This is a genomic window from Enterococcus sp. E4-223 (assembly GCF_035727065.1).
Taxonomy (GTDB): Bacteria; Bacillota; Bacilli; order Lactobacillales; family Enterococcaceae; genus Enterococcus_B; species Enterococcus_B faecium.
In genome coordinates, this window is sequence record NZ_JAPMLH010000007.1 from 152,240 (window position 1) to 177,975 (window position 25,736).

General features: G+C 37.8%; 24 protein-coding genes. 16 read left to right on the forward strand and 8 right to left on the reverse strand.

The window, feature by feature from the left end; all coding sequences use genetic code 11:
* The first annotated feature begins 56 nt into the window (after positions 1 to 56).
* Positions 57 to 368, forward strand: coding sequence for a hypothetical protein (locus OS139_RS10695; protein WP_002296825.1), 312 nt, complete (start codon positions 57 to 59; stop codon positions 366 to 368).
* A 114-nt stretch (positions 369 to 482) separates the two neighbouring features.
* Here OS139_RS10695 and OS139_RS10700 read toward each other — a convergent pair whose 3' ends face one another.
* Complete coding sequence (locus OS139_RS10700; RefSeq protein ID WP_002297413.1) at positions 483 to 2,819, reverse strand: ABC transporter ATP-binding protein/permease; 2,337 nt, start codon at positions 2,817 to 2,819, stop codon at positions 483 to 485.
* Between the two features lie 141 nt (positions 2,820 to 2,960).
* Between OS139_RS10700 and OS139_RS10705 the strand changes: the two genes are divergently transcribed.
* A complete protein-coding gene (locus OS139_RS10705; RefSeq protein WP_325066915.1) occupies positions 2,961 to 3,629 on the forward strand; it encodes a response regulator transcription factor in 669 nt (222 codons plus the stop codon).
* Positions 3,630 to 3,631: 2 nt separating this feature from the next.
* The gene (locus OS139_RS10710) at positions 3,632 to 4,675 is read left to right on the forward strand and encodes a HAMP domain-containing sensor histidine kinase (RefSeq protein WP_002294614.1); all 1,044 of its coding nucleotides are present in this window, start codon (positions 3,632 to 3,634) and stop codon (positions 4,673 to 4,675) included.
* A 230-nt stretch (positions 4,676 to 4,905) separates the two neighbouring features.
* Here the strand turns inward: OS139_RS10710 and OS139_RS10715 are convergent, their stop codons facing one another.
* Positions 4,906 to 5,787 (reverse strand): LysR family transcriptional regulator, encoded by an 882-nt coding sequence (locus OS139_RS10715; RefSeq protein WP_002331923.1) that lies wholly within the window; start codon positions 5,785 to 5,787, stop codon positions 4,906 to 4,908.
* 158 nt (positions 5,788 to 5,945) lie between these two features.
* Here OS139_RS10715 and OS139_RS10720 point away from each other — a divergent pair, with 158 nt between their 5' ends.
* The 11 genes from OS139_RS10720 to OS139_RS10770 all read left to right on the forward strand — a co-directional run bounded on the left by OS139_RS10720 (position 5,946) and on the right by OS139_RS10770 (position 14,575).
* Entirely contained in the window at positions 5,946 to 6,674 is a 729-nt protein-coding gene (locus OS139_RS10720; protein ID WP_002293223.1) for a DUF554 domain-containing protein, read from the forward strand.
* A 156-nt stretch (positions 6,675 to 6,830) separates the two neighbouring features.
* Positions 6,831 to 7,148: a PadR family transcriptional regulator gene (locus OS139_RS10725; protein ID WP_002286315.1), complete on the forward strand. Its 318-nt coding sequence runs from the start codon at positions 6,831 to 6,833 to the stop codon at positions 7,146 to 7,148.
* Positions 7,141 to 7,749 carry a DUF1700 domain-containing protein gene (locus OS139_RS10730; RefSeq protein ID WP_002286313.1) on the forward strand — a complete coding sequence of 203 codons (609 nt, stop codon included), beginning with the start codon at positions 7,141 to 7,143 and terminating at the stop codon, positions 7,747 to 7,749. The genes OS139_RS10725 and OS139_RS10730 overlap by 8 nt, the downstream gene beginning before the upstream one ends.
* 54 nt (positions 7,750 to 7,803) lie before the next feature.
* The gene (locus OS139_RS10735; protein WP_080116607.1) at positions 7,804 to 8,595 is read left to right on the forward strand and encodes a DUF4097 family beta strand repeat-containing protein; all 792 of its coding nucleotides are present in this window, start codon (positions 7,804 to 7,806) and stop codon (positions 8,593 to 8,595) included.
* 137 nt (positions 8,596 to 8,732) lie between these two features.
* Entirely contained in the window at positions 8,733 to 9,221 is a 489-nt protein-coding gene (locus tag OS139_RS10740; protein ID WP_002297406.1) for a DUF5348 domain-containing protein, read from the forward strand.
* A gap of 50 nt (positions 9,222 to 9,271) precedes the next feature.
* Positions 9,272 to 9,415 (forward strand): hypothetical protein, encoded by a 144-nt coding sequence (locus OS139_RS10745; protein ID WP_002331921.1) that lies wholly within the window; start codon positions 9,272 to 9,274, stop codon positions 9,413 to 9,415.
* A complete protein-coding gene (locus OS139_RS10750; RefSeq protein WP_002331920.1) occupies positions 9,416 to 10,144 on the forward strand; it encodes an SPFH domain-containing protein in 729 nt (242 codons plus the stop codon).
* Positions 10,145 to 10,319: 175 nt separating this feature from the next.
* On the forward strand, positions 10,320 to 10,682 hold the full coding sequence (locus tag OS139_RS10755; protein ID WP_002286306.1) for a YxeA family protein: 363 nt from the start codon (positions 10,320 to 10,322) through the stop codon (positions 10,680 to 10,682).
* 8 nt (positions 10,683 to 10,690) lie between these two features.
* A complete protein-coding gene (locus OS139_RS10760) occupies positions 10,691 to 11,443 on the forward strand; it encodes an ABC transporter ATP-binding protein (RefSeq protein ID WP_002286304.1) in 753 nt (250 codons plus the stop codon).
* A gap of 13 nt (positions 11,444 to 11,456) precedes the next feature.
* The gene (locus OS139_RS10765; protein WP_002331918.1) at positions 11,457 to 13,259 is read left to right on the forward strand and encodes an FtsX-like permease family protein; all 1,803 of its coding nucleotides are present in this window, start codon (positions 11,457 to 11,459) and stop codon (positions 13,257 to 13,259) included.
* A 275-nt stretch (positions 13,260 to 13,534) separates the two neighbouring features.
* Positions 13,535 to 14,575: an aldose epimerase family protein gene (locus OS139_RS10770; RefSeq protein WP_002286298.1), complete on the forward strand. Its 1,041-nt coding sequence runs from the start codon at positions 13,535 to 13,537 to the stop codon at positions 14,573 to 14,575.
* Between the two features lie 51 nt (positions 14,576 to 14,626).
* Here OS139_RS10770 and OS139_RS10775 read toward each other — a convergent pair whose 3' ends face one another.
* The 6 genes from OS139_RS10775 to OS139_RS10800 all read right to left on the reverse strand — a co-directional run bounded on the left by OS139_RS10775 (position 14,627) and on the right by OS139_RS10800 (position 21,652).
* On the reverse strand, positions 14,627 to 16,777 hold the full coding sequence (locus OS139_RS10775; protein WP_016628141.1) for a glucosaminidase domain-containing protein: 2,151 nt from the start codon (positions 16,775 to 16,777) through the stop codon (positions 14,627 to 14,629).
* A gap of 356 nt (positions 16,778 to 17,133) precedes the next feature.
* Entirely contained in the window at positions 17,134 to 18,507 is a 1,374-nt protein-coding gene (locus OS139_RS10780) for a PTS transporter subunit EIIC (RefSeq protein ID WP_002286296.1), read from the reverse strand.
* Positions 18,507 to 18,902 carry a D-ribose pyranase gene (gene rbsD, locus OS139_RS10785; RefSeq protein ID WP_002286295.1) on the reverse strand — a complete coding sequence of 132 codons (396 nt, stop codon included), beginning with the start codon at positions 18,900 to 18,902 and terminating at the stop codon, positions 18,507 to 18,509. Before rbsD ends, OS139_RS10780 begins: the two co-directional genes overlap by 1 nt.
* A gap of 27 nt (positions 18,903 to 18,929) precedes the next feature.
* The gene (rbsK, locus tag OS139_RS10790; RefSeq protein WP_002331916.1) at positions 18,930 to 19,847 is read right to left on the reverse strand and encodes a ribokinase; all 918 of its coding nucleotides are present in this window, start codon (positions 19,845 to 19,847) and stop codon (positions 18,930 to 18,932) included.
* 108 nt (positions 19,848 to 19,955) lie between these two features.
* Positions 19,956 to 20,969 (reverse strand): ribose utilization transcriptional repressor RbsR, encoded by a 1,014-nt coding sequence (gene rbsR / locus OS139_RS10795; protein ID WP_002325301.1) that lies wholly within the window; start codon positions 20,967 to 20,969, stop codon positions 19,956 to 19,958.
* Positions 20,970 to 21,049: 80 nt separating this feature from the next.
* The gene (locus tag OS139_RS10800) at positions 21,050 to 21,652 is read right to left on the reverse strand and encodes a cysteine hydrolase (protein ID WP_002331915.1); all 603 of its coding nucleotides are present in this window, start codon (positions 21,650 to 21,652) and stop codon (positions 21,050 to 21,052) included.
* A gap of 184 nt (positions 21,653 to 21,836) precedes the next feature.
* Here OS139_RS10800 and OS139_RS10805 point away from each other — a divergent pair, with 184 nt between their 5' ends.
* Together OS139_RS10805 and OS139_RS10810 are read left to right on the forward strand one after the other, a co-directional pair.
* Complete coding sequence (locus OS139_RS10805; protein WP_002307935.1) at positions 21,837 to 22,538, forward strand: ABC transporter ATP-binding protein; 702 nt, start codon at positions 21,837 to 21,839, stop codon at positions 22,536 to 22,538.
* Between the two features lie 9 nt (positions 22,539 to 22,547).
* Complete coding sequence (locus OS139_RS10810) at positions 22,548 to 25,244, forward strand: ABC transporter permease (protein WP_002331914.1); 2,697 nt, start codon at positions 22,548 to 22,550, stop codon at positions 25,242 to 25,244.
* The last annotated feature ends 492 nt before the right edge of the window (positions 25,245 to 25,736 follow it).

Consider the following 25,736-nt stretch of genomic DNA (forward strand, 5'->3'; position numbering starts at 1 on the left):
ACTATGATATACTTATCACTAAAAGAAAGCGCATACTTAGTGTTGGAGGAAGGAAAGTGAAAAAAATGGAGGAGTCATTTCCTAAAGCAGTAAAAGTGGAAAATATAGCGAATATTTTGAAAGTTACATTTGAAAACGGAGAAGTAAAATACGTGAAATCTCATTGGACAGAAGAGATAACCGATGCCTTGCAATTTGGAAAAAAAGGAAGAGGAAAAAGAAAAAATCTTCTCGCACTTTCTCGTAATATGTGGATTGGGACTGAAGTAACGATTGAAGCAGATGGAACAGTATTCATAAATGGAAAAGACAGGTATACGCCAGAAGAGTTGTGGTACAAAGGAAAGAAAAGTATACCAGAATTATAAAAAATAATTAAAAAAAACAGCGCGAAACAAGGAACATATTACTTCCTCGTTTCTTGCTGTTTTCTACTATTTCAGCGCTCTTATGACTCAAATCTAAATGTGGTTGTCACAACCTTATTCTGCACGCAAAGCGATAGCGGCGTCTTTTTTCGCTGCCATTCGTGCAGGAAGATGACCGCCAAGCATCGTCAATATAGTAGAGACGATCACTAGAATAATCGCATGGACAGGATTTAGTTGAGCAACATTTTTTAGATCCGTCATGTTGTATAAGATGCTATTGATAGGGAACGTAGCTAGCCATGCAATAAACACACCTAATATCCCAGAAGAAATACCTAAAATACACGTTTCTGCGTCAAATACGCGAGTGATGTCTTTTTTACGTGCACCTAAAGCTTTTAGTACACCGATTTCTTTTGTCCGTTCAATCACAGATGTATAAGTAATGATACTGATCATGATCATACTTGTTACTAAAGAGATCCCTGCAAAAGCAATAAGGACATAAGTGATAGCATCCATCAATCCGCCAGTCAGTTCAGTCATCGTTCCAGCTAAATCAGTATAAATGATTTTATCTTCATCTGATTTGCCTTTATTGTAATCATCTAGATAATCCAAGATCTTTTCTTTGTCTTCAAAATTGTTCGGATAAATCATGATACTTGAAGGCAAGCTGTCTCCACCTAAATAACTAAGCAATGTTTGTTTGGCATTTTCGTCAACTTTTTCAGTAGTTAAGACATTTACATCACTGTCTCTTTGAGCTTTGACGATTTCTGATTCTTTGTTTTCGTTGACGATTTGAGTCGTTAATTGATCGCTATAAGCGATTCCTGGAGATAAGAGATTCATTGTAGAAGAAGATTTCACGCGTAGGATCCCCGAGATCTTCAATTCATCAGAAGCATTCTGATACATCGCATCATAATCTGTATTAGGGATAAAATTCCCAGTTGGAAGTTTTGTATAGTAAGTATTGTTGTTTACTAATTTGAATGTTGTACCAACGATATCATCAAAATCAAGTTTTTCGTCTTCTTTCACATCAAATCCAAGATTCTTCAATGCGTTGATATTAGTATTATTATTGCCGTCTACGATCAGCACGACATCTGTTGCTGAGGCTGGATAACTTCCGGCAAGTAAAGAATAATTGTCTTTTAAAAAGTTTTCTTTGCTAGTGTCAAGCTGTGTAGGGAAACTTGACACTCCCACACCTGTCATTGCTGACATCGTACTAGATAAAGAAAGAGATTCCGTATCAGGATTTTGATTCGAGAAGCTGACAGGCTGTACTTTGCCATTTACATCACGTAAAAGATTGATTCCTGTAGTACGGGTAAATCCGATATTATTACTTAAGTTAGGATCGATGTCTGTTACGTAATCGACGTATGTTTGATCAATCTTATTCGTGTGCTGTGCTTTATCTTCTTCGCTGACTTTTGCAGTAATCGTTTTGCTGTCTGGATAATCCGCTTTGCTTGCACCCAATCCGGCATCGTCACGAGTCTGGTTAGTCGTTACCTTAGAAATAGTAATCGGAAATTTCGCCATCGTTTCAGCTTGCGTGTTATCGATTTGTTTTTGGAATCCAGAAGAAAGGGACAGAACGATCGCGATTCCGATGATCCCAATACTGGAAGCAAAGGAGGTCAAGAAAGTACGTCCTTTTTTTGTTCGGATATTGTTGAAGGAAAGCTTCAACGCTGTCCAAAAACTCATCTTTGTTCTGCGTAAGTTAAATTGATCATCTTTTGGTCGTTCGATGTGAGGATGGGAATCTGTTAAGATCTTACCATCAGAAAATTCAATGATCCGATCTGCGTATTGATGGGCCAGTTCAGGATTATGTGTGACCATGATCACTAATTTTTCTTTCGATAACTCTTGGATCAATTCCATGATCTGGATACTTGTTTCTGTATCTAACGCTCCGGTTGGTTCATCGCACAAAAGGATATCTGGGTCATTGGCTAGTGCTCGAGCGATGGCCACTCGCTGCATTTGTCCACCAGATAACTGATTTGGCTTTTTATGCATATGATCTGTCAAGCCGACCCGGTGCAATGCATCTTCTGCCCGTTTTCGTTTTTCGTCTTTAGAAACACCACTTAATGTCATCCCAAGTTCAACGTTTTCAATAATGCCTAGATGACCAATCAAGTTGTAACTTTGAAAAATGAAACCGATAGAGTTGTTTCGGTAGGCATCCCAGTCACTGTCCTTAAAGTCTTTAGTAGACTTTCCGTTGATTACCATATCACCGGAATCATAATTATCTAGTCCACCAATCACATTCAGCATAGTCGTTTTACCAGAACCACTAGGACCTAAAATCGCTACGAATTCTTTTTGTCTGAAAGCGACAGACACACCATCCAATGCTTTGGTGGTGGTTTCGCCGACTTTATAATATTTTTTTATATCTTTTAATTGAAGCATAATCACCCTTCTCCCGTATTGAAATATTCGGTATACTAATAAGTATATCAGAACAATGATCGTAGTATACGAAATAAATGTTAACTGAAGATGAACTACAAGAAAAAATCTAGAAATTTTTCAAAAAACAGAGGGAGATCAATGAATCGTATTTTAGTAGTAGAAGATGATCCGCAATTACAGTTGCTTTACCGTTCTGTGTTGGAACGAGCGGGCTTTTCAGTCATCACCGCACTGAATGGAGAGGATGCGCTGAAAAAACTAGAAGCGAGACATATAGAATTGATCATTACAGATGTCATGATGCCTGAAATGGATGGCTATGACTTGGTAGGATCATTACGTAACGCCAGATTCGACATGCCAGTTCTGATGATTACAGCAAAGGCTGATTTCGAGGACAAGAAACGTGGGTTCAAATTAGGTGCAGATGATTATATGACAAAACCCATCGATGTCAATGAAATGATCCTGCGTGTGGAAGCATTGCTTCGACGTTCAAAAATCAATTACAGCAGTATCTTGACGATTGGGCAAACAAAATTAGAGCTGGATACTTATACTGTGGTACAAAATCAGCATTCTTTTATTCTGCCTCAAAAAGAATTTCTGCTTCTGTATAAATTACTGTCTTATCCAAACAAGATTTTCACTCGCCAGCAGTTGATGGACGATATTTGGGGATTAGACACGAATACAGAAGAACGAACGATCGATGTACATATCAAACGTTTAAGGACCCGTTTTGAAAAGACAGAAGATTTTCAAATCATCACAGTACGGGGACTAGGCTATAAGGCGGTTATTTAAAGATGAAAAAGAAGCTATTTTCACAATTATGGATCTATTTTGCTAGTATCGTATTTATTTCGATCTTAGTAACACTGCTGTGTTTTCTTGGTTTTATTTTCTTATTGTCTCGACATTCTATCTCGCCTGCTGAATCGGCTGGAAAACCAACGTTATACCCGTTATTCGTCTTTGCGGGGTTCAGTATGGTCGTGGGTACAGGAATATCGATTTTTGTTGGGCGGCGTATCCTGCATCCAATCAGTGCGCTAGGGACAAATATGAGTCTGGTAGCAACGGGAGATTTTTCGATTCGAATGGATGAACAGCAGAAAGTAGCAGAAGTACAGCAACTGTATAAGGATTTCAATGTTATGGTCCAAGAACTCAATAGTATCGAAACATTGAGGAATGATTTTGTGTCCAGTGTATCCCATGAATTCAAAACACCATTAGCAACGATCCAAGGATATGTACAATTGTTACAAGCCCCAAATCTCTCTGACGAAGAACGCCAAATATTTTTATATCGGATTATCGAAAGTATCACGCAGCTTTCACAATTAACAGAGAACATCTTAAAATTGAACAAACTGGAAAACCAGCGTATCCAACTGGAAAAGAAAGAGTATCGATTAGATGAACAAATCAGAGAAGTAATCGTTTTTTTGCAGCCTAAATGGGAAAAAGAACAGCTAGAATTGGATATCGAACTTGCTGCAGTAAATTACACAGGCAATGAAGAGTTTTTGTACCAAGTGTGGTTGAATATCATGGATAACGCCATAAAGTACAATCAAATCAATGGACAGATTCATATCAAACTATTTGAGACAGCCACAGAGATTGTACTGGAAGTGACCGATTCAGGTGTAGGAATGAATGAAGAGACCAGAGATCGAATGTTTGAAAAATTTTATCAAGGAGATACAAGTCGTCAAATTTCTGGGAATGGGCTAGGACTTTCACTGGTTAAAAAAATTCTAGAACTGCATGATGGACGTATTGATTATAGCAGTATCGAAGGAGTAGGAACGACAGCAATGATACGGTTAAGTAAACAATAGGAAAAAGAATAAAACCCCTAAAAATTCTATTGAAGGTTTTTAGGGGTTTTTAGTCGTTTTTTTGTGATTAGGGAAATGTTCTTACGGTTCTTTTGGCATAAAAATCGCTGCTTTCTTATTGAACTACGAGAAATGTTAGAGGTGTCATTGAAACAAGGACATGATGCAAGAAAGAGAGCGAAAGTCATGAGTCGCTCTCTTTTTTGATGGATAGATAGAAAATGAAGGGCTTAGTTCTCTTCTTGTCTCAAATACTCCCAAAATGTGTCTGAAGCCAAAGAATGTTCACCGATTTTACGCGTAAATGCGAGATAACTTTCTTTTGTTGGAGAGATGGGGAGGATCACAGTATTTTCTTTTAACAGATTTTTGACTGTTTTTTCCATAACAATAGCAATCCCCATGTCATTTGCAATCATATTGATAATCAAGTCGATCCTTGATCCTTTATAAGAGATTCTCGGTTCAAATCCAGCTTCGCGACACAAGTCCAGCACAGGTTGATACAAGTTCGTAGTAGGGCCAAGAACCAAAAAATTCTCCTTTTTCAGTTCGCTTAGATCCAATTTCTTTTTACTAGCTAAAGGATGATTTTTAGGTAGAACTGCTACAAAATCGTCTGTTTCAGTAGGCAACCACTCAATCGAACTTGGTGGGGCCTGAAAGCTTCTGGCAAAGTGGATCGTATCACTATGTTCATTTGTATCGTAATAAGTCAGTTCGATACTTTCCACTTCTTTCAACTGGACCGTAAATTCAGGATGGCGTTTCAAAAATTCGGTAATTTTGGAAAAGCCTTGGTAATTGATCATTGTCGGTATCGTTAAGATATTTAATGAAAGATTGTTGTCTTTCGTATAGGTTTCAAGCACTTCTTGCATAGCATGGTATTGTTCTACGACATTTTTTACATATGGGAGCAATAAGCTTCCAGCTTCGGTCAATTCGATTTTTCTATGGGCGCGTTCGAATAATTTGACGTCTAATTCTGTTTCTAACGAAAGAATCTGTTTAGAAATATTTCCTTGGGTGGTGAATTGTCGATCAGCAGTTTTGGTGAAATTCATTGTTTCGGCTAAATCAAGAAAAACTTCGAATTTATGGATATCCATCATATTCCTCCTACTTATTCCAATAAAGAATACTTTAACACAAAAAATGAATTGGTGTAATCTTCTCTGTCTGTTACAATCTTTCTTGCAGCGAAAGCAATAATTACAGAAATTTTTCTGATTTTTTTCGCTTCGTAGAAAAAGAGAGGAGTTTTTTGATGCCAACTGGAGTTTTGATCAATGTAGGTTCCGTTTTGCTTGGCGGACTAATTGGCGGATTAGTAGGAAATAAATTAAGTGAACATTTTAAAGCACAGCTGACGATGGTTTTTGGTGTGTGTTCGATGGGGATGGGAATCTATTCCATTGCGCCGATGAAAAATATGCCGGCTGTTATTTTTGCTTTAGTGATAGGAACAGCGATTGGTCTGATTGTTCATTTAGGTAATGGGATAAATAAGGGGGCTGCGCTGATGCAAGTACCTATTTCTAAAATCTTCCCTAGCGAAAAGCTTGGTATGACCCACGATGAATTTATCAGCACATTAGTGACGGTCATTGTTCTATTTTGTGCAAGTGGTACGGGGATCTATGGAAGTTTAGATTCTGGGATGACAGGAGACAGTACGATTTTGATTTCTAAATCTGTCCTTGATTTTTTCACAGCAGCAATTTTTGCATGTAATTTAGGATATGTCGTTTCCGTAGTAGCGATTCCCCAATTCATTATTTTTTATATTTTGTTCTTATTGGCAAAATTTATTTATCCATTGACTACACCAGACATGATCTTAGATTTTAAAGCTTGCGGCGGATTCTTGATGGTCGCTACCGGTTTTAGAATGATCAACGTGAAAATGTTCCCAGTAGCTGACATGATACCTGCAATGATCGTTATCATGCCACTGAGCTGGATGTGGACAAATTGGATTATGCCACTGTTATAATAAAAATCAAAGAGAAGCCATTTTTTTGCTGACTAAAAAGGATCAAATCTTTTAGTCAGTTTTTTTGTATTTGACAAACTGATTTTGAAACTATATTATATTTTGTATAATATAGTTTGAAATAAAATATTACACTTGAGAATAGAAGGTGACGTAATGCACATCCAGATTCCAACTGTTCTTCTTGATGGTACTGTGCTAGCAGCATTAAGCAAGGAAGATATGTATGGGTATGCCTTAACAAAAATCGTACAAGAAAGTCTCTCTGTCAGTGAATCTACACTATATCCGGTTTTGAGAAGATTGAAAAAAGAAGGATATCTTGAGACCTATGATGAACCTTTTGAAGGCAGAAACCGTCGATATTACTCGTTGACACCAATGGGAAGTCGTCATTTAGAAGAAATTATTGATGAATGGATTGTTTTTCGAGATTCTTTAGACCGGTTATTGGAGGAGAGCACAAATGAATGAATATTTGAATGAAGTTGTGGATCATCTTCAAGAAATTCCTGAAGACGATCGTTTTGATTTGATCCAGTATTATGAGGAATATTTTTTAGATTCTGGAAAAACATTAGATCAGATCATTGATGAATATGGTACACCAAAGCAGTTTGCCTTAAAATTAAAAATCAGTTACTTTTCAGAAGAAGAACAAGCAGAAAACGAGTTAGTGAAAAATCCAAAAAGACAAATTCGCCTGATTTGGTTAATCATTATCGGTTTATTTGCTTCTCCTGTCCTCATTCCACTAGCACTGGGGTTTATATTGGTTATTGGGGGACTATTGGTTGCTTTACTAGCGCTCATTTTTAGTATCTATGTTTTATGTATCAGTATCTTAGGTGTTGGCCTATTCATGATCATATCAGGAATCAGTGTGTTTGGACAATCGATTCTGAGTGGATTATTCTTTATCGGTGTCGGTCTGTTCGCCACAGGAAGCGCAGTATTTATTTCGCCACTGTTGCTGAAAGGAACAAAAGGGCTTTTTTATGTCATGATGAACTTTGTTAAATGGATGGGACGACGTTTTATTACAAAAAGAGATCTGCATTCAGCGGGCGTTTGAAGGAGGACACATAAATTGAGATTGAAACATTTTTTGATTACCGGTATTGGTCTGATGCTTACTGGTGGCCTCCTAGCAGGTGCAACTTATACATTAGGCGCTCAAAAGAGTCTGACTTGGGATAATGGTCCTCGGTTGATCGATATGGTTACTGAGACAAAAAAAATCAAGGATGCAAACAAAATCGTCATCCATGCAGAAAATCAAACAGTTTCGGTCATACGCGGATTGGATTTTGAGATAAAAACGACTTATGATAAGACAGAAAAGCCAGAAATAAAGGAGAAAAATGGCGTGTTGACTGTGAATGCAGTCAAAAAATCAACAGGTGCAATCATTAGTTTAGAAGACACAAGTGCACAAATCACAATTGTTGTCCCTGCAGATCATGAATTATCTGAATTGACAATCGAAGGGAATAATAGTGCAGTTGATATCAACGAAGTATCAATCAAAAAAGTGAATACTAAGACACATGATGGCTGGGTATCGTTCAATGAATTTACAGGAGGAACAATAACTGCGAAAGATGAATTAGGCTCACTTCGACTAGATGAGGCCAATGTGGATAACTTGATCGTCACAGGTGAAAACAGCAACTTCCATCTAGAAGACAGTTTGATCAGCAAAGAAGGAAAAGTCATCCTAAACGGTGGTAATTTATCTTTGCATGAGATGGAAAACAGTGGCTATACTATCCAAACGTCTGGTGAATCTTATATTGAAAAAGACTACCAGCCAATAACAAATACTTTGTTAGAACAAGGACAGAAAAAGCTAAAGATCACTGCTAAAGACACATCGATCAATATTACGACGGATCAAGAGGACAATGAAACAGATTGATCCTGTACTCAACTGGATATTTTAAGAAAAAACAGCAAAGATCCTTCCAATCTTTGCTGTTTTTCATCGCTTAACGCACATAACTATAGTAAAATAAGAAAGAAAATATCTAAAAAGAAAACAGGGTGAAAGAGTATATGAAGGTAGAAGAAGGTCAAAGAGAAAAGTTAAAGACAGAAATGGAAAGATTACATACTTATATCACTCAACTAAGCCAAACCTTCTATGATCCAGACAAAGAAAAAGTGATGGTTAATTACCCGAACAATTCAGAAGGTCGCCAATTAGAGCAAGTGTACCATGAAGTTTTCAAACATTTATTGACGGTGAAGAAAGAGCTGGATTATTATTCTTTACCGATTATCGATACAGGAATATTGAAGTATGATGGGAAGAAGGAACGATTTATCTTTAAATCTGTTCGGGAAGATTTGCCTCTTTCAGCAGGGATGGATCTAGAGATCTTGGTAGAAGACTATTTTACAGAAGAAAAGCACTGGGTTCGAACAAAATTGGATTATTTACCGCAGGCAGCCGGAGGGACACAGGCAAGCGGTTGGTACATCACTGAAGACAAAGAGTTAGAACTAGAAGGTGTAATGGCGCGTATTCGAAAAAAAAATTAAAAAAGTAACATTAGATATTTATTGAAGGATAAAGGAGCGCAGGAAGTAGCATGAGAGAAAAAAGAGCATTTTATATCAATGGCTATGCAGGGATTGTCGGATTGGTCGTATTAGCTTTAGTTGGATTGTTTTTCTTCTATTTAGGCATGTGGCAAGCGAAAGTTTGGGCACTTTTTTTAAGTGTTTTTCTTTGATTGATCACGTTATTGTTGTTAAGTTCGGCAACTGTAGTCAGTCCTAATCAAGCAAAAGTAATTTTGTTTTTTGGACAATATTTAGGTACGATTCGAGAAAATGGCTTTTTCCTTACGATACCTTTGGCACAAAAAATGACTGTTTCGTTGAAAGTTCGGAATTTCAATAGTTCTGTTTTAAAAGTCAATGATTTGGATGGAAACCCCATCGAAATCTCAGCAGTAGTAGTCTTTAAAGTCGTTGATACAGCAAAGGCATTATTCGATGTAGCGTATTATCAAGATTTTGTAGAAATCCAAAGTGAGACAGCCATTCGGCATATCGCTAGCCAATACCCGTATGATACATTCAATGAGAATGATTTGACGCTTCGAGGAAACACGACGGCAGTGTCTGACGAGTTGCAAAAAGAGCTGCAAGAGCGTTTAGCAGTAGCAGGTGTCGAAGTAATCGAAACACGCTTGAACCATTTAGCCTATGCAACAGAAATCGCTAGTGCCATGCTCCAACGTCAACAAGCAAAAGCCATTTTGTCTGCTCGACAAACCATTGTTGAAGGAGCTGTCACAATCACTCAAATGGCCTTAGAGCAAATCGAAGATGGACAAGAAATCAATTTCACCGATGATCGGAAAGTCCAATTGATCAATAATTTACTTGTCTCAATCATTACAGACAAAGGAACGCAACCTGTTATCAATACAGGCGACATGAAAGACCGTAAGTGACATACTTTTTGTAAGATAGGAAGAAGAAGTTTAGGACGGATTATTGTCTTGAACTCTTTTTTTAGTTGTTTTAAAGAAAATGACAAAATTGAAAGAAGAATGATAGTTGATTCGAAGGCAGAATTGTTCGCTTTTTTCTATAATCAGTATATAAAGTAAGAGAGAAGGGGAAAAAGTGAAAAAACTTCTGATCGGTCTACTTGTTTTCATCGTTGTGGTACTTGCAGGGGTGAAAATCGCAGATTACGTAGTTATGGGTGGAGAAGAATACTATGTACAAATTACGACAGATGGTACAAAAACAGTTTCAAAGTCAGACTCTGGACAAGAAACAGTCAACTATAGATATATCCTGCCTGGCTATACGAAAGAGGGTAAGGAAAAAGAACTGGACTTCAAGGGACAATTGACTCGACCGCTTCGTAAAGGAGCATATTTAAAAATCACCTGGAACAAAAATAAAGGTGTCACTTCGTATGAAGAAGTCGAAAAAAAAGACGTGCCGAAAACAGCACTGGAAAAACTAATTAAAGGGTAGGGAAAGAAATGAACAAAATAGTCGAAGTACAGAATGTAACAAAAGTATACGGAAAAAACAATGAGAAAAAGACGCAAGCATTAAGCGGCATCAGCTTCGATGTAGAAAAAGGCGAATTTATTGGGATCATGGGCGCTTCTGGTTCTGGTAAATCGACACTTTTGAATATTTTATCCACATTAGATAAACCAACAGATGGGCATATCCGAATCAATCAAAAAGATGTGACCACATTAAAAGGAAATCAACTAGCAGATTTTCGTGCGAATGAGATTGGCTTTATTTTCCAAGATTTCAATTTATTAGAAAGCTTGACAGCACAAGAAAATATCGCTGTTCCTCTTTCTTTACAAGGCGTCAGACCAAAAGAAATCAAGCAACGTGTCCAAAAAATTGCAGAACGTTTATCCATCTCTCATATTTTGGAAAGCTATCCTTCTGAGATTTCCGGTGGACAAAAACAACGGGTCGCCGCCGCACGTGCATTGATCACACAACCAACGATTCTATTAGGGGATGAGCCTACAGGTGCGTTGGATTCCAAAAGTGCCCGGGATCTTTTAGATACGATGGACGAATTGAATACAAAAGATCATGTATCGATTCTTCTTGTGACGCATGATCCGTTTTCTGCAAGTTATTGCCAACGTATTTTATTCATCAAGGATGGCGGTATCCATCAAGAAGTGAAACGTGGAGATCAAAGCCGTGATTCCTTCTATCGAGAAATACTATCTATTCTTGGAAACTTGGAACAGTAGGGGGAGATTGACTATGCTTTGGAAATTATCACTTACTGGGATCAAGAGCCGTTTAAGAGACTACTTGGTGTTATTCTCAGGATTAGTTATGGCATCTGCTATTTTTTACATGTTTGAATCAATGGCAAGCAACGAAGCTTTTTTGAAAAGTAATACGGTCGTTGCTTCTACAGTTATCATTTTCCGATTAGGTTCTGTTTTACTAGGGATCATTACCTTCGTTTATATTTTATATGCGAATTCCTTTTTGATGACGATGCGGCAAAAAGACTATGCAATGTTTATGATGCTAGGAGCAAAAGGCAGAAAAATCGCACAGATGATTTTTTCTGAAACATTCGTAGTAGGGATCGTGGCTACTTTAGTAGGTTCAGCTGTCGGTGTAGGTTTGACAAGTATCGTCCACCGATTATTAGTGGATCAGTTAGATATCAATATTTCGCATTTTACATCTTTTAGCATTCATGGGTTGTTGATCACTGTTTTGTTTTTTGCTGTTTTGTTTTTATTAGCAGCTGTTGTCAATGCTTTTTCGATTGTCAAAAAACCGATTTTAGCATTGATTCGTGCGGATCAGACACCAACAAGAATCAAGCAGCATAAATTCTTGTTTTTCCTTGAAGTAGTACTGGGGATTGCTTTTCTAGGCTGCGGTTATTATATGATGAAGCACGTGGGGACCTATCAAGTTTTTGGTATGGGAGTAGCTCTAGTCACGATCGTATTAGGAACTTATTTCATTTTCCACTCTGTGATCATTTTCTTTTTATCATTACTAAAGAAATCAGAACAGATTTCATTGAAGAAATTGAACAATTTCACATTGTCACAGTTAAGTTTTCGTATTCGTGAATATACACAAATGCTTTCAATGGTCGCTATGCTGTTTGCCTTGGCCCTTGGCGCTTTGACGGTAGGATTAGGTTTTAAAAATGAAATTACAGACTTGACAGAAAACAATTCTGGATATGATCTAGTGATGAATAATCCTCGGGCAGAAGATCAGCAAAAAATCAAAGAACTTTCACCAACACTTTCTGCTTCTTATACTCAAAAAGAAGATGCGGGAACGATTTACTATAATGCAAGTGAATTTGCGGCTCAACCATTGATCATGATAAAACATGAAGATGGAACACCGCCGAAGATCACGAAAGAAAAAGTTCCTACTGAAAAAATGAATGAACTGACTGTACAAGACGAGCTTCGTGGCTATGAATTGCCGGAACAGCAAGAAAAAGAAATCAAAGTAGTCAGTCAATCAGAATTTAATCAACTGAACTTGCCACAATCTACTTTACAGCTAGTTCAGGTAAAAGACTTCCAAGCAAACTTGGAACCAATCAAAGCACTTGTTACACAAAATAAAACAAACAATCCATCTTTGCAAAAAGTAGAGTACAGCAACCAGAAGTATGAAATGTATGAAGTATATAATAGTGTATTCTCTGGTTTTGAATTCATGGGATTCTTCTTAGGTTTAGCTTTCTTGACCATGCTTGCTAGCTGTTTGATGTTCAAGATCTTGTCAGGAAGCAAGAGTGACATCGCTCGTTATGAAATGCTTGAAAAGATAGGAACGCGACGCGGATTGCTTAAACAATCGATCCGTAGAGAAGTAGGCGTGTTATTCTTAGCACCAGGAATCTTAGGTGTAGTCCATGTCTTATTCGGATTACAAATGTTTGGTCTATTCTTGCACAATCCATACCAAGGCATTTGGATACCATTTACGATCTTCTTCGTATTGTATTTCATCTACTATGTACTGACGACATGGTTATATACTGGAATCGTATTGAAAAAGAGATTGTGAAAAAGCTGTCCTGCATCAAGTAATAAGAACAGCCAAGCAAAAATAGCTCCTCATATTTTTCGTTTGGTTGGGCTTATTACCGCAGATGCAAGCTTTTGAACACCGTTTGTTCGGAAAAAGAGGTTGTGACAATATTTTTGTCACAACCTTTTTTCGCGGTCTTTTATTAGAATATAGTAAATTTTTTCTCGTTACTCACGGAATAAGCTGTTAAGAAAACGGTTTCCATGTATACTGGAATCAGTGCAAATGAAAGAAAAGAGGGTGCAAGGAACATGGAAATCAATGAACAAAATTTTGGCGAAAACTATCACTTGATTACGATCACGAATCAAAATGGGACATCTTTGTCTGTCAGTGATCTTGGGGCACGGGTTGTTCATTTTCAAACAATAATCGATAATGAAAAACGAGAGTTGATCTTAGGTTTTGATGAAGCAAAAGAATATCTAGAAAAAGACCCTTATATCGGTGCTTCAATCGGACGTATGGCTGGACGGATTACGAATGGCACATTCAAATTAGATGATGAAACGTTCGAAGTAAAAACAGACCCGGACACTGGTCATTGTTTACATGGTGGTGCACCTAGCTTTGAAGCCAAGCAGTGGCATTATACAGTCATCAATGGTGAAAACGAAGCATCGGTCATTTTCTATCAGACTAGCCCAGATATGGAAAACGGATTTCCTGGAACTTTAGATGTAGAAGTACGGTATACGCTGACGAACGATGATACATGGCGAGTGACGGTCCAAGGGATCAGTGACCGCAAAACAGTATTCAATCCTACAAATCATGTCTATTTCAATTTAACCGGTGATCCAGCACAGTCAATCGACGAACATATACTTTGGTTGAATAGCCGATTATTTGCTACGCTCAATAAAGATACAACGCCTACAGGAGAAGTAGTTTCAGTAAGTGGCACAGCATTTGACTTCCAACGTCCTAAAAAATTAGGTGAGGTCTTTGCCAGTGATTTTCGCCAATCAATGATAGTGGGCGGCATCGATCATCCATTTTTGTTGAAAAAACAATCTGGTTTACTAAATGCTGCGGAATTGACAAGCCCAGATGAAAAAGTATCGATCCAAGTAAAAACAGATGCTTCAGGAATCGTGATTTTTACAGCAAATTTTGGAGAAGATGGACCGGAAATGCGCGGGAATAAATTAGTAAATCATGGCGGTATCACATTTGAGACTCAAGAACTGCCAGGAGCGGAGCGACTTGAAAGTTTTGGAGATGTCACTCTGGAACCTAACCAAGTACGCGAGTTTGTAACGGAATACAAAATAAATATAAAGAAATAGGATAAATTAAAAAGGGAGTGTGACAGTGTCACATCCCCTTTTTAATTTATTCTATTTCTTTAAAGGCAGATCAAGCCAGAATGATTTGTCTAAACTTAACAAGGTTAGTACAGGAACAGTTGCAGCTTTAACTGTACGAGTAGTTGTTTCTGGTATCTGTCTTGCCGTAAAATTGTTCCACAAATCCCAGATTGAAGCGACACGGAAGATGGAAGAAGCGTTGTTGACGCGTTTTATCGTTGAAAATTCTAATCCTGTGATTGGCACGCCATCTGTTGTCCATTTGATTGGCACATCGAATCGCTTAGACATATTGAGGATTTCAGCGTTTGCTTCTTCAGTTGTTACTGCTTCTTTTTTCGGTTCATCATATTTTGTCAGGTCGTACGCTTCGATGATCGCGTTCAATTTTTGTGAATATTGGCGATCTGTAGCATAACGTCCTTCCAAATATTTGGTTGCTTCTTTGTAGTCTTTTGTTTCCGACTTCCAAGTTGGTTTGTAGAAATCAGGATTGCCAGTCAGTCCATTTTTGATCAAGTCGGCATAGTCTTCCAAACTTTCCTTGTAAGAAGGATATTTACGGAATTGTGCGCGGATTTGGTAGCTTTGTCCGGAACTATCTTGTTCAAGTGTATTGAAGGTCACGCTGCTTCCTTTATATGATCCTTTGATACCAAAAAGGTTATGATTTGGTTCGCTTGATAATAAGCTGTTTCCAGATCCACTTTCAAGGATAGCTTGAGCCATCATGACTGATGCGTAGATTCCTTCTTTTTGCCCGATTTCCTGTGCATCATCTGCAATCTTTTTCAAGAACTGATCAGTTGTTTGGTTTTGACTGAAATGGAACGAGCCATCTAATCCATCTAAAATAGATGAACCAGTTAGCGAGCCTGAAGCAGCAGGTAAACCTGCTAAGTTTACTCGGACAGCAAAATCAGGCGTGAAATCTGAAATAGAAGTTACTCGAACTTTATCTCCTGGTTGGGGCGCATGGATAAATTGTCCGTTCCCAATATAGATACCTACATGGTGAGTAACACCGGAAGAAGGTCCCCAGAAGACGAGATCGCCAGGTTGGGCCTGACTTACTGGAATCTGCGTACCTGCATATTGCTGTTCGCCTGTCCAGCCACCGATATAATGACCGGTTGCTTTCATATATACGTAATAAGTCAAACCAGAACAGTCAAAAGTATTTGGACCTTTTGCTCCCCATACATATGGTTTTCCAAGATGCTCGAATGCTTCTCGAACGATTGCTTGTTGGACATTCGTTGTATTTGTAGGCAATACAGCATCAATTGGTGATTTTACAACAAAATCAGAAGAAGCAGAAGATGGATTCTCTATACCGCTTTGATTTGCTGTATTTGGACGAGATGAAGCATTGTTCGTTCCGCCATTCGATGAACCATTGTTTGGATGGTTTGGTTCTCTCTGAGTATTTCCATTGTTATTCGATCCAGATGGGTTTGTTTGATTCGAAGAATTCCCGTTGTTCGAATTATTGTTATTATTGTTTGAATTATTTGAACCATTATTATTGTTGTTATTGTTGTTATTACCCACATCTGGTTTGTTTGGCGTTTCCGGATCTGGTGTACTAGGGACTTCTTCACTAGGATCAGTTGGTTTCTCTGTTGAAGTATCCGGTACAGGTTCAAATTCTGCAGTAATAGATAAATTGTTCGTACCTACTGTGAAGGTCTTTGCATCATAATTTACTTCTTTGGCACCATTAACAGCGACTGAAGCAATTTGTTCACCTTCAGCTGGCGTAATAGTGTAAGTTACCTTCGTTTCCGCTGATAAACCTTCTACCGTTCCACTTTCCGTAATATCCAAAGGTTGCTGTTCAGGGGAATCCGCTGTCGAAGCAGTCAGTTGGATCTTACCAATCAAAGAAGGAGCAATTGTAAGGGAATATGTCTCGGCTGGCTTTTCATTTTCTGATGGATCAGCCGGATCAATTTCAGTTGGCTCGGTCGATCCTGTTGTTGAGTTAGTTGTTCCAGTTGGGTCTTCTGTAAAAGAATCCGTTGTTTCACTAGTAGCTGAGCTGGATGTAGTCGTATCTGTTGTGACTGTTTGATCAGCTGTTTGATTATCTACGGCAAATACGGTATTGGTCGACAAAACAGACGGAGCAATCAGCCAAGCAGCAGCTAGCAAACGTATCGTTTTTTTATTTTTCATAATAAACTAGTCCTTTTCCTTTCATTGATTTTCTGTCTTATTCAGCATTCATTAGACATTTTTTGGAACAGATAATCGTGTCGAAAAGCTTTTTCTTTTCATAAATCTGTCTGTGTATTCTAAATAAAACAATTTGTAAATAAGCAACGAGCATTCATTCGTTTTTCTTTGACGTTCATTTTACTGCATAGACCACCTTTGTTTGGGGATAAACAAGTGGGGATAAAAATGGTTATGCATATGTAAATTATACCAAAGTTTGGAAAGTATCACAAAAATTTATAAAAATAATGATCCTAAAAAGAAAAAGACTGAAATATGTGATAAACATCTCATACTTCAGTCTTTTTCATTAACTATTCATAAGACATTAGGTCTTCATCAAACCCGCTAACGAGAGTAGTGATCATTGCTACGACTAGACTAACAGCCAGTCCTGCTAAGTACCAGAAAAAAGTACCGGAAATGAATGCAGGCAATGTGGTCAGACTACCAAATACAAAAGCGATCGCTTTCACTTGGGCAAATCCCATTACAGCTCCACCAGCAGCTGCACCAATGCAAGCAGCAACAAATGGTTTTTTCAATGGGATCGCAATTCCGTAAACAGTTGGTTCGGTCACTCCCGCAAGTAAAATCGAAGCAAAAGCAGAACCGGAGATCGAACGGGTTTTTGAACGTTTACTTCGCAGAAATACACCTAAAGCTGCACCAGCCATTCCAAAATTGGCTGCTCCTGTCAACGGAACGATTCGGTCGAACCCATAAGCAGAGATATTACTGATCATGACAGGGTTTACAGCCCATTGGATACCAAATATTACCAAAATATTCCAACCACCAGCGATGATTGCGCCACTGATCGGTCCGTTAATATCCATCATCCAAGTAATTGCGGCAGCTAAACCTTCGCCAAGGTAAACACCCGCAGGCCCGAATACCATTAACGTCAAAGGAACCGTGATAACTAATGAAAGTAAAGGTACAAATACTAATTGCATATTTTCGCGAATATATTTTTTGAGGAATTTTTCAACAAAAGAATAAAAGAAAATACCTAAAATCGCCGGCATGACAGTAGACGTATACTGCATCAGTACTACAGGAATCCCCAGAAAATCAGTAGCTGCTTTGCCACTGTCTGAAAGTAAAGAGGTCAGATTCGGTTCAATCAGTGCTGCAGCAATGACAGCCGCAATATATCCATTCACTTTAAACGTTTTGGCAGCAGAAAAAGCAAGAAAGATTGGCAGAAAATAAAAGACGGCATTCGACGCAGCAGACAAAATATGATAAGTTCCGCTTGTTTCACTAAGCCAGCCAATCGTAGTCGCTAAAACAACCAGACCTTTTAATATACCAGAACCGGCAAACAGCGGAATGATCGGCGTAAAGATTTCCGATATCAAACCAAATAGTTTTTCGATCGGATTTAGCTTTTCTTTCGGAGCTGAATGATCGATTTGACGCGTCAATTCCTTGTAAGCAGGAGCCAATCCCTGATCCATGATTATTTCTGCATATCTATCGAGTAAAATGAAATACTTAATGGAAGGGATTTGCTGTTTTAATTTTTCTGCATTGGCTACTGGCTGTTTTTTCAATTTGATACGAAGCCGAGTCGCACATGGAAGGACAGAATCAATATTGTCTTTTCCTCCCAACTGTTCAATCAGCATATGAATCTGCTCGGACAGTACCATCTGTTCAGGATTCATTGTCGTTTCCATTAGAAGACCACTCCACTCACTAATATAATATTGGCGTAAGGTGTCATTTCGCCTGTACGAATAAATGCATGACAGTTATTCAACTCTTTTTTCATTTCTTCATGTGGGATAAAGCTAATCGGTGTATCTGGTAACAATAATTTGATTTTTTCCAATATTTCCGGATTCATTGTCTTTATTTCTTCCGCCAATTCAATCGATTGTACCTCAAGTTCTTCTAAAACGTTTTCTAAAACAGATAAAAAGCTTGGAAGACCGTTTGAGACAGCCAAATCTATTTTTTCAGTACCAAAGGGGACAGGCATGCCTGCATCCCCGATACTTAATTTATCAAAGTGCCCCATTTGTGCGATTACTCGTGAAATATCTGAATTGATTACTTTTCCTTTTTTCATATTTGTTTCTTCCTCTCATTGTTAATTTTAGACTGCTGATTGTTCTAAAGCTTCGCGGTAAGGGATAGAAGGTTGCGCACCATAGGACTGCACAGCAACAGAAGAGGCTAGATTTCCATAAAGGATCGCTTCTTTCAAGTTACTAAGGTCTGGCTGAAGTGTGCTGCTTAATGCGCCAATAAATGTATCACCTGCGGCTGTTGTGTCAACGGCATCCACTTTAAAAGCAGGGACGATACCTTGTTCTTTTTCTGTATGATAGAAAGCGCCGGCACTGCCTAGTGTAATGATTACTGTTCCAATACCTAATTCATGGAGTTTTTCGGCTGCTGCGACCAAACTGTTATGATCTGTCACTCTGATTCCTGTAATGATTTCTGTTTCTGTTTCATTTGGTATAATGATATCTGTCTTTTCAAGTAGTTCAGTAGGAATCGTTTCACGAGCTGGTGCAGGATTCAGGATCGTTGTTTTTCCTGCGTCTTTTGCAATAGAAAAAGCTAGGATCGTCGCATCTAAGCTACTTTCAAACTGAGCAATAATAAAGTCACTGTTTGTAATCAGTTGCTTGTTTTTTAGGACTTCTTGTTCATGGAAAGCATTATTTGCACCTGCATGGATCAAGATACTATTTTCTCCTACTGCGTCTACCATAATCATTGCTTGTCCGGTTGTGGCGTCTTGGATTTCAGCTATCCCAGATGTATCGATGTTTTCTTTTGTCAGTAGATCTAATAACTGTTGTCCTTCGCTGTCAGCCCCAACGCCTCCAATAAAAGATGTCCGTGCGCCTGAACGTTTGGCTGCCACTGCTTGGTTGGCGCCTTTACCTCCGCCAGCGTGAAAAATCTCATGCGCATGCATCGTTTCGCCTGGCTTGGGCATGTTGGTTAAACGAAGGGTAGTGTCCATATTAATACTTCCAATTACTGTAACCGTGTTCATTTTACAAACCTCCAACTATCTCATTTATTTTGATGGGAAAAATTATTTTTTAAAACGTTTTAGTAAAACGTTTTAATAGTTCGATAAAAATATAGCACACCTTGAAAGCTATTTCAAGGGTGCAGTTGAAAATCTTTTTTCTAATCGTACAGGTAATCTTTTTTCTTCCCATTCTTTTTCTGGGAATTGGATCCGATCTAACAATAATTTGGCAGATGTTTGTCCCAATTCGAAGATCGGTTGTGCGATCGTTGTCAGTTTCGGCTTGATATACTCGCACATATCTATATTATCATAGCCAATAATGCTGTAGTCTTCAGGGATGCTTTTTCCAGATTCCTCTAATCCGCGATATAATCCAAAAGCTAATTCATCATTTAAAGCAAACACACCAGTTGCAGCAGAATCAAGAAGTTCTGCTGTGATCTGGTAGCCACCTTGTTTTGAGAACTGTGTAGGTAAGAGGATCAGTTGGTCGTGAGGGATTTGGTAAACATCAAGAGCAGATTTAAACCCCTCAATCCGAGCGTGGACATTTTCCGGTGGATTTTCAGGATAGACAAGGGCGATCGTTTGATGTCCTAGACTAAGCAAGTGCATGCCCGCTAGGTAACCACCGCGAAAATCGTCTGTTCGTACGGCATCACTAAATCCTTCAGATTTTTTCTGATCCAAAACAATGAAGGGCCGGCCTTGTTTTTTCAAATTTTCGTTGATTGCATCTGTAGAGACAGCAGAAGTCGCGATAATGAATCCATCCACACCTCGACGTGTGAGCTCGGCTAGATATTCGATTTCTTTTTGATGATCAGAATCAGCATTACATAATATCGTGACGAAATTCTGCTTATACAAGATATCCTCAATTCCTCGCATCAGTGTACTGAAGAATGGATTCGTGATATCAGGAACGAGTACACCAATTGTTTTCGTTTCCTTGGTAATCATTTGTCTAGCAAAATAGTCAGGCTGATAGCCTAATTCTTCTTTGGCAGCTAAAACTTTCTGAACAGTTTTCGGACTGAATTTCTCCGTATTTCCATTTAATATCAAGGAGACAGTTGTGATTGAAACGCCGGAAAGTTTAGCGACTTCTTTGATTGTGATCTTTTTTTTCACCATGTTCATACTCCTATCTAAATCCTGTGGTTATTTTCCCATGAAATCAAAAAGAAGTAAATGAAAATCACGTGTGCCAGTACTTATTTGCTTTGTTGGATAGCTTCGATTATTTGTTTCGTTGAGCGTACTCGTGCAGTTTTCGGAAATATCTTTTTTATGAACAATTGATGGGATTCTTTGTCACGATCACTGCAAGCATCTTCAGCAAGTACGACATGATACCCATGTTGAAAGGCATCTAATGCAGTAGCATATACACCGTTTGTTGTCGCTACACCGCTTAAAATGATAGTTTCGATTCCACGCCGGCGAAGTTGAAGATCAAGAGAAGTACCAAAAAAGGCACTTGGATTGTATTTTGTGATAGTCAACATATTGTTTGTATCTTTCAAGGAATCCTTCAACAACAAGTCAGTGAATTCTGCCGGAGCAGACAAAGCAGATATTCCTCCAGCATCTGTCTGATGACTTAGATAAGAGAAAGTAGTGATGTCTACATTCACTAAAACTTTCAAGGCAGCAGTACGTTTCAATGTTCTTACTAACAAATCATTGTTTGTCAGAATAGATGCTGCAGTGTGTGGAGAGAGTGTACCGTTATTTACGATCCCTTTTTGCATGTCGATCGCGACAAAAGCAGTTTTTGATAAATCAAAAATCATATTTTCCTTTAAAACATTCATGATGTTCCTTCTTTCAAATAACAATGTTTTTTATGTAAGTAAATCATAAATCGTTTATTTGTCAACTAAATAAATGATTCCTTTCTTTAGTCTAGAGAAATTCAATGGTAAAATGAATAAGTGTGAGAAAACGCATTCGATGACCAGATTTAGCGAGAACTATCATGAAAATGGAGGAATCAGAGTGAAGTATGTCGAAGTAAAAAATGAATACAAACGATACAAGATGGGAGAAACAACCATTACTGCAAACGAAAATATCTCTTTTTCTATTGAAAAAGGCGAACTTGTGATCATTCTCGGACCAAGTGGAGCAGGAAAGTCAACGATTCTTAATATTTTAGGTGGGATGGATACACCTGATGAAGGTCAGATCATTATTGATGACACAGATATTGCACAATTTTCAGACAAACAGCTTACTGCTTACCGACGAACAGATGTAGGGTTCGTTTTCCAATTCTATAATCTCGTTCCTAATCTAACAGCAAAAGAAAATGTGGAATTGGCAACGGAAGTTTCTCCGAATGCGCTTGATTCTGTAGAGGTATTGACGCAAGTGGGCCTAGCTCATCGATTGAATAACTTTCCGTCCCAATTATCAGGAGGCGAACAGCAGAGGGTTTCAATTGCTCGCGCACTAGCTAAAAATCCCAAACTTCTTTTATGTGATGAACCGACAGGAGCGCTGGATTTTGAAACAGGCAAGCAAGTATTGAAATTATTACAAAATGCTAGCAGACAACATGGCAATACCGTTTTGATCATTACACATAATTCTGCTTTAGCGCCCATCGCTGATAGAGTCATTCACATTAATGATGCTAAAGTAAGATCTGTTGAATTAAATGATCATCCTTCATCCATTGATGAGATTGTATGGTAGGGGGATCTTATGAAAACAAAAACATATCTTAAAGCAGGTTTTCGTGAAATTCGGCAATCTAAAGGACGATTCATTGCAATCATCCTTATTGTCATGCTAGGAACACTTTTATTTGTAGGTGTCAAAACTGCTGGACCTGTCATGCAAAAAACAATGAGCCAATATGTAGAAAAGGCAGATTTATCGGATCTTCAAATTGTGTCAACAGCTGGATTAACTCAAAAAGACATCACTCAAGCAGAAAAAATACCAGGTGTACAAGTAGAAACAGGCAAGCAGCTATATTATGCGAATCCCGAGACCACCGAAATTATACACATTTTTTCTTATAATAAGAAAAATAAACAAAACCAACTTTTTCTTGTTACTGGTCATTTGCCAAAAGAGGAAAATGAAATTGTCTTAGATGAAAAAGCTAAAAAACAAGGATATAAAATTGGGGATACCTATAGGATAAATACAGAAGACTTGCATATGAAAAATTATAAAGTAGTCGGATTTGTCCGCTCTCCTTTGTTTATTAACAATTTAGAGCGTGGTTATACTAATCTAGGAAATGGAAGAGTGGATTCCTTTGTTTATGTACCAGAATCTCAATTTAAAAAAGATGTTCAGTCTGTGCTTTACTTAGATTTTACTAATGTCAAGGGATTAGATACCTATGGTCAATCCTATAAGAATAAAATGGAAACAAACCAGGAAAAGACCAAAATTTATTTTAAAGACCGCCCACAGGAACGCTTGGATCAATTAAAACAAACTGCAGAAGAAGAATTGATTTCAGGTAAACAAGAACTAGCTAATGCACAAATGCAAGTTACTACTGCTAGGAAACAACTTGAAGAGGCAAAAATACAGCTAGCAAGACAAGAAGAATTTATTGAACAATTACCTGAAGAACAGCAAACAATTCTTACTCAACAAAAAGAAGAATTAACACAACAAGACAAAATATTAACAGAAAAAGAACAAGATCTTGTAAAATTTCAGTCAGAAATTACAGGAAATGAAGGGAAAATTGCTGCTTTAGACAAACCGACTTATCTTTATAACAAGCGTTCGGAAAATGTAGGATTTCAAGAATATGGTGACCTAGCTGATCGAATTGCTGCTATTGCTAATGTTTTTCCAGTATTTTTCTTTTTCATAGCAGCACTCATCACTTTCACCACAATAACACGCATGGTAGAAGAAAATCGAAGAGAAATTGGAACATTAAAAGCATTAGGCTATACAAAATTTGAGATAGCAGGAAAATACATGATTTATGCGACCCTAGCTTCTGGAATGGGAATCATACTAGGAACGATTTTAGGAACGAATCTTTTGCCACGAATCATTTTTGAATTAGCCAATGAGAGTTATGATATTGAAAAGGCCGTTGTGTTTTATTACTGGGCACCGATTTTACAAGCAGCCTCTGCATTTTTCACTGCAACATTTGGCGCTGCAATGATCGTTTTATTCAAAGATTTAAGAGAACGACCTGCTGCATTGCTTCAACCGAAAGCACCGAAGCCAGGGAAACGCATTTTTCTTGAATACATCACTCCGCTGTGGTCACGCCTTAGCTTTAATCAGAAAATCAGTTATCGAAATCTATTTCGTTATAAAACGCGGATGTATATGGCAATCATCGGGATTGCCGGTTGTGCAGGCTTGATGGTCGCAGGTGTCGGGTTGAAAGATTCTCTAGGGGCGGTTTCCAACAAGCAATTTGGACCAATTATCGATTATCAGGCAGTCGTGACATTGAATTCAACAAAAAATTCAATTAACAAAGTAGAAGAATTTTTAGAAAAAGAAAAAAAAATAACGGATATTTTGCCAGTTGATACTCAAACACTTGAAATTAGAAAAACGGGACATACATCACAGAATATAACCATGATCGTACCTGAAAAAGAACGACAGTTAGATGAATTTGTTCATTTAAAGTCCCTCAATGATGATGTAGTTTCTCTAACTGAAGATGGTATTGCCATCACTCAAAAATCAGCAGAATTATTTGATCTATCTGTAGGAGATACTGTGTCATTGTATGATAAAGATCAAAATGAATGGAGTGTTTCCATAAAAGCAATCTTACAAAATTATTTAGGAAACTTTGTCTACATGTGTCCTAATTATTATGAGAAAGTATCTGGAAAGAAAATGACAGAAAATGCTTTCCTAATAAAAACAAAAATCATGACTAAATCAGAAGAAGAAGCACTTTCTGAAAAATTGATCCTTACAGAAGCTGTAATAAATACTTCCTTCATGTCAAAGCAGATCGAAATACAGGACGAAGCGATAGCTAATCTGGATTCGGTAGTTTTGATTTTTATCGTACTTTCTGGTTTATTGGCTTTTATCGTCTTGTATAATCTAACTAATATCAATATTTCCGAGCGTGTACGCGAATTATCTACAATAAAAGTCCTTGGATTTTTTGATAAAGAAGTCACGATGTACATTGTTCGAGAAAATATCATCTTTACTCTTTTAGGAATCATCGGAGGATTTGGTGTAGGATATATATTGACTGACTTCATCTTGCAACAAGCGTCTATGGAGAATGTCATCTTTCCATTAGTGATCACATGGTGGGCTTATGTCTTATCAGCAGGATTAACTATCGTATTTACGGTTATTGTGATGATCGTTACCCATTTCAAATTAAAGCATATCGATATGATTGATGCGTTGAAATCGAATGAATAAAAACAGAGGTTGCGAAATCAGCTGATTGAACACCGTTTAAGAAAGAGGTTGTGACAGCAGTGGTCAGATTCAAGAAATAAGAAAAATTTACGAAAATTGCTTCTCAGATTTTTGTAAAATTTCGGCTTACTTTTCGAAGAAGCTACTTCTGGAACACCGTTTAAGATAGTGGTTGTGAGTCTGCCGTTTCACTCTGAGTCACAAGGAGCAATTTCAAAAAACAGCTCCTCATGTTTTACATTTGAGAAGACTGATTGCCGTAGATAAAAGCTTTTGAACACCATTTATAGAAGAAACAAGAATATTTTGCTATTTTAAACAAGAGGATAGACAAATACATGTCTGATCTCTTGTTTTTTATTGGGCAACAGACCTCTTAGAATGTATAAAGATAAATTTTACAAACGCTTTCGGTTCAGTTATAATAATAAATTATAACTTGTATATATAAGTTGTGGTAGGTAATAAATCAGTTGAATGGAGGTAAATATC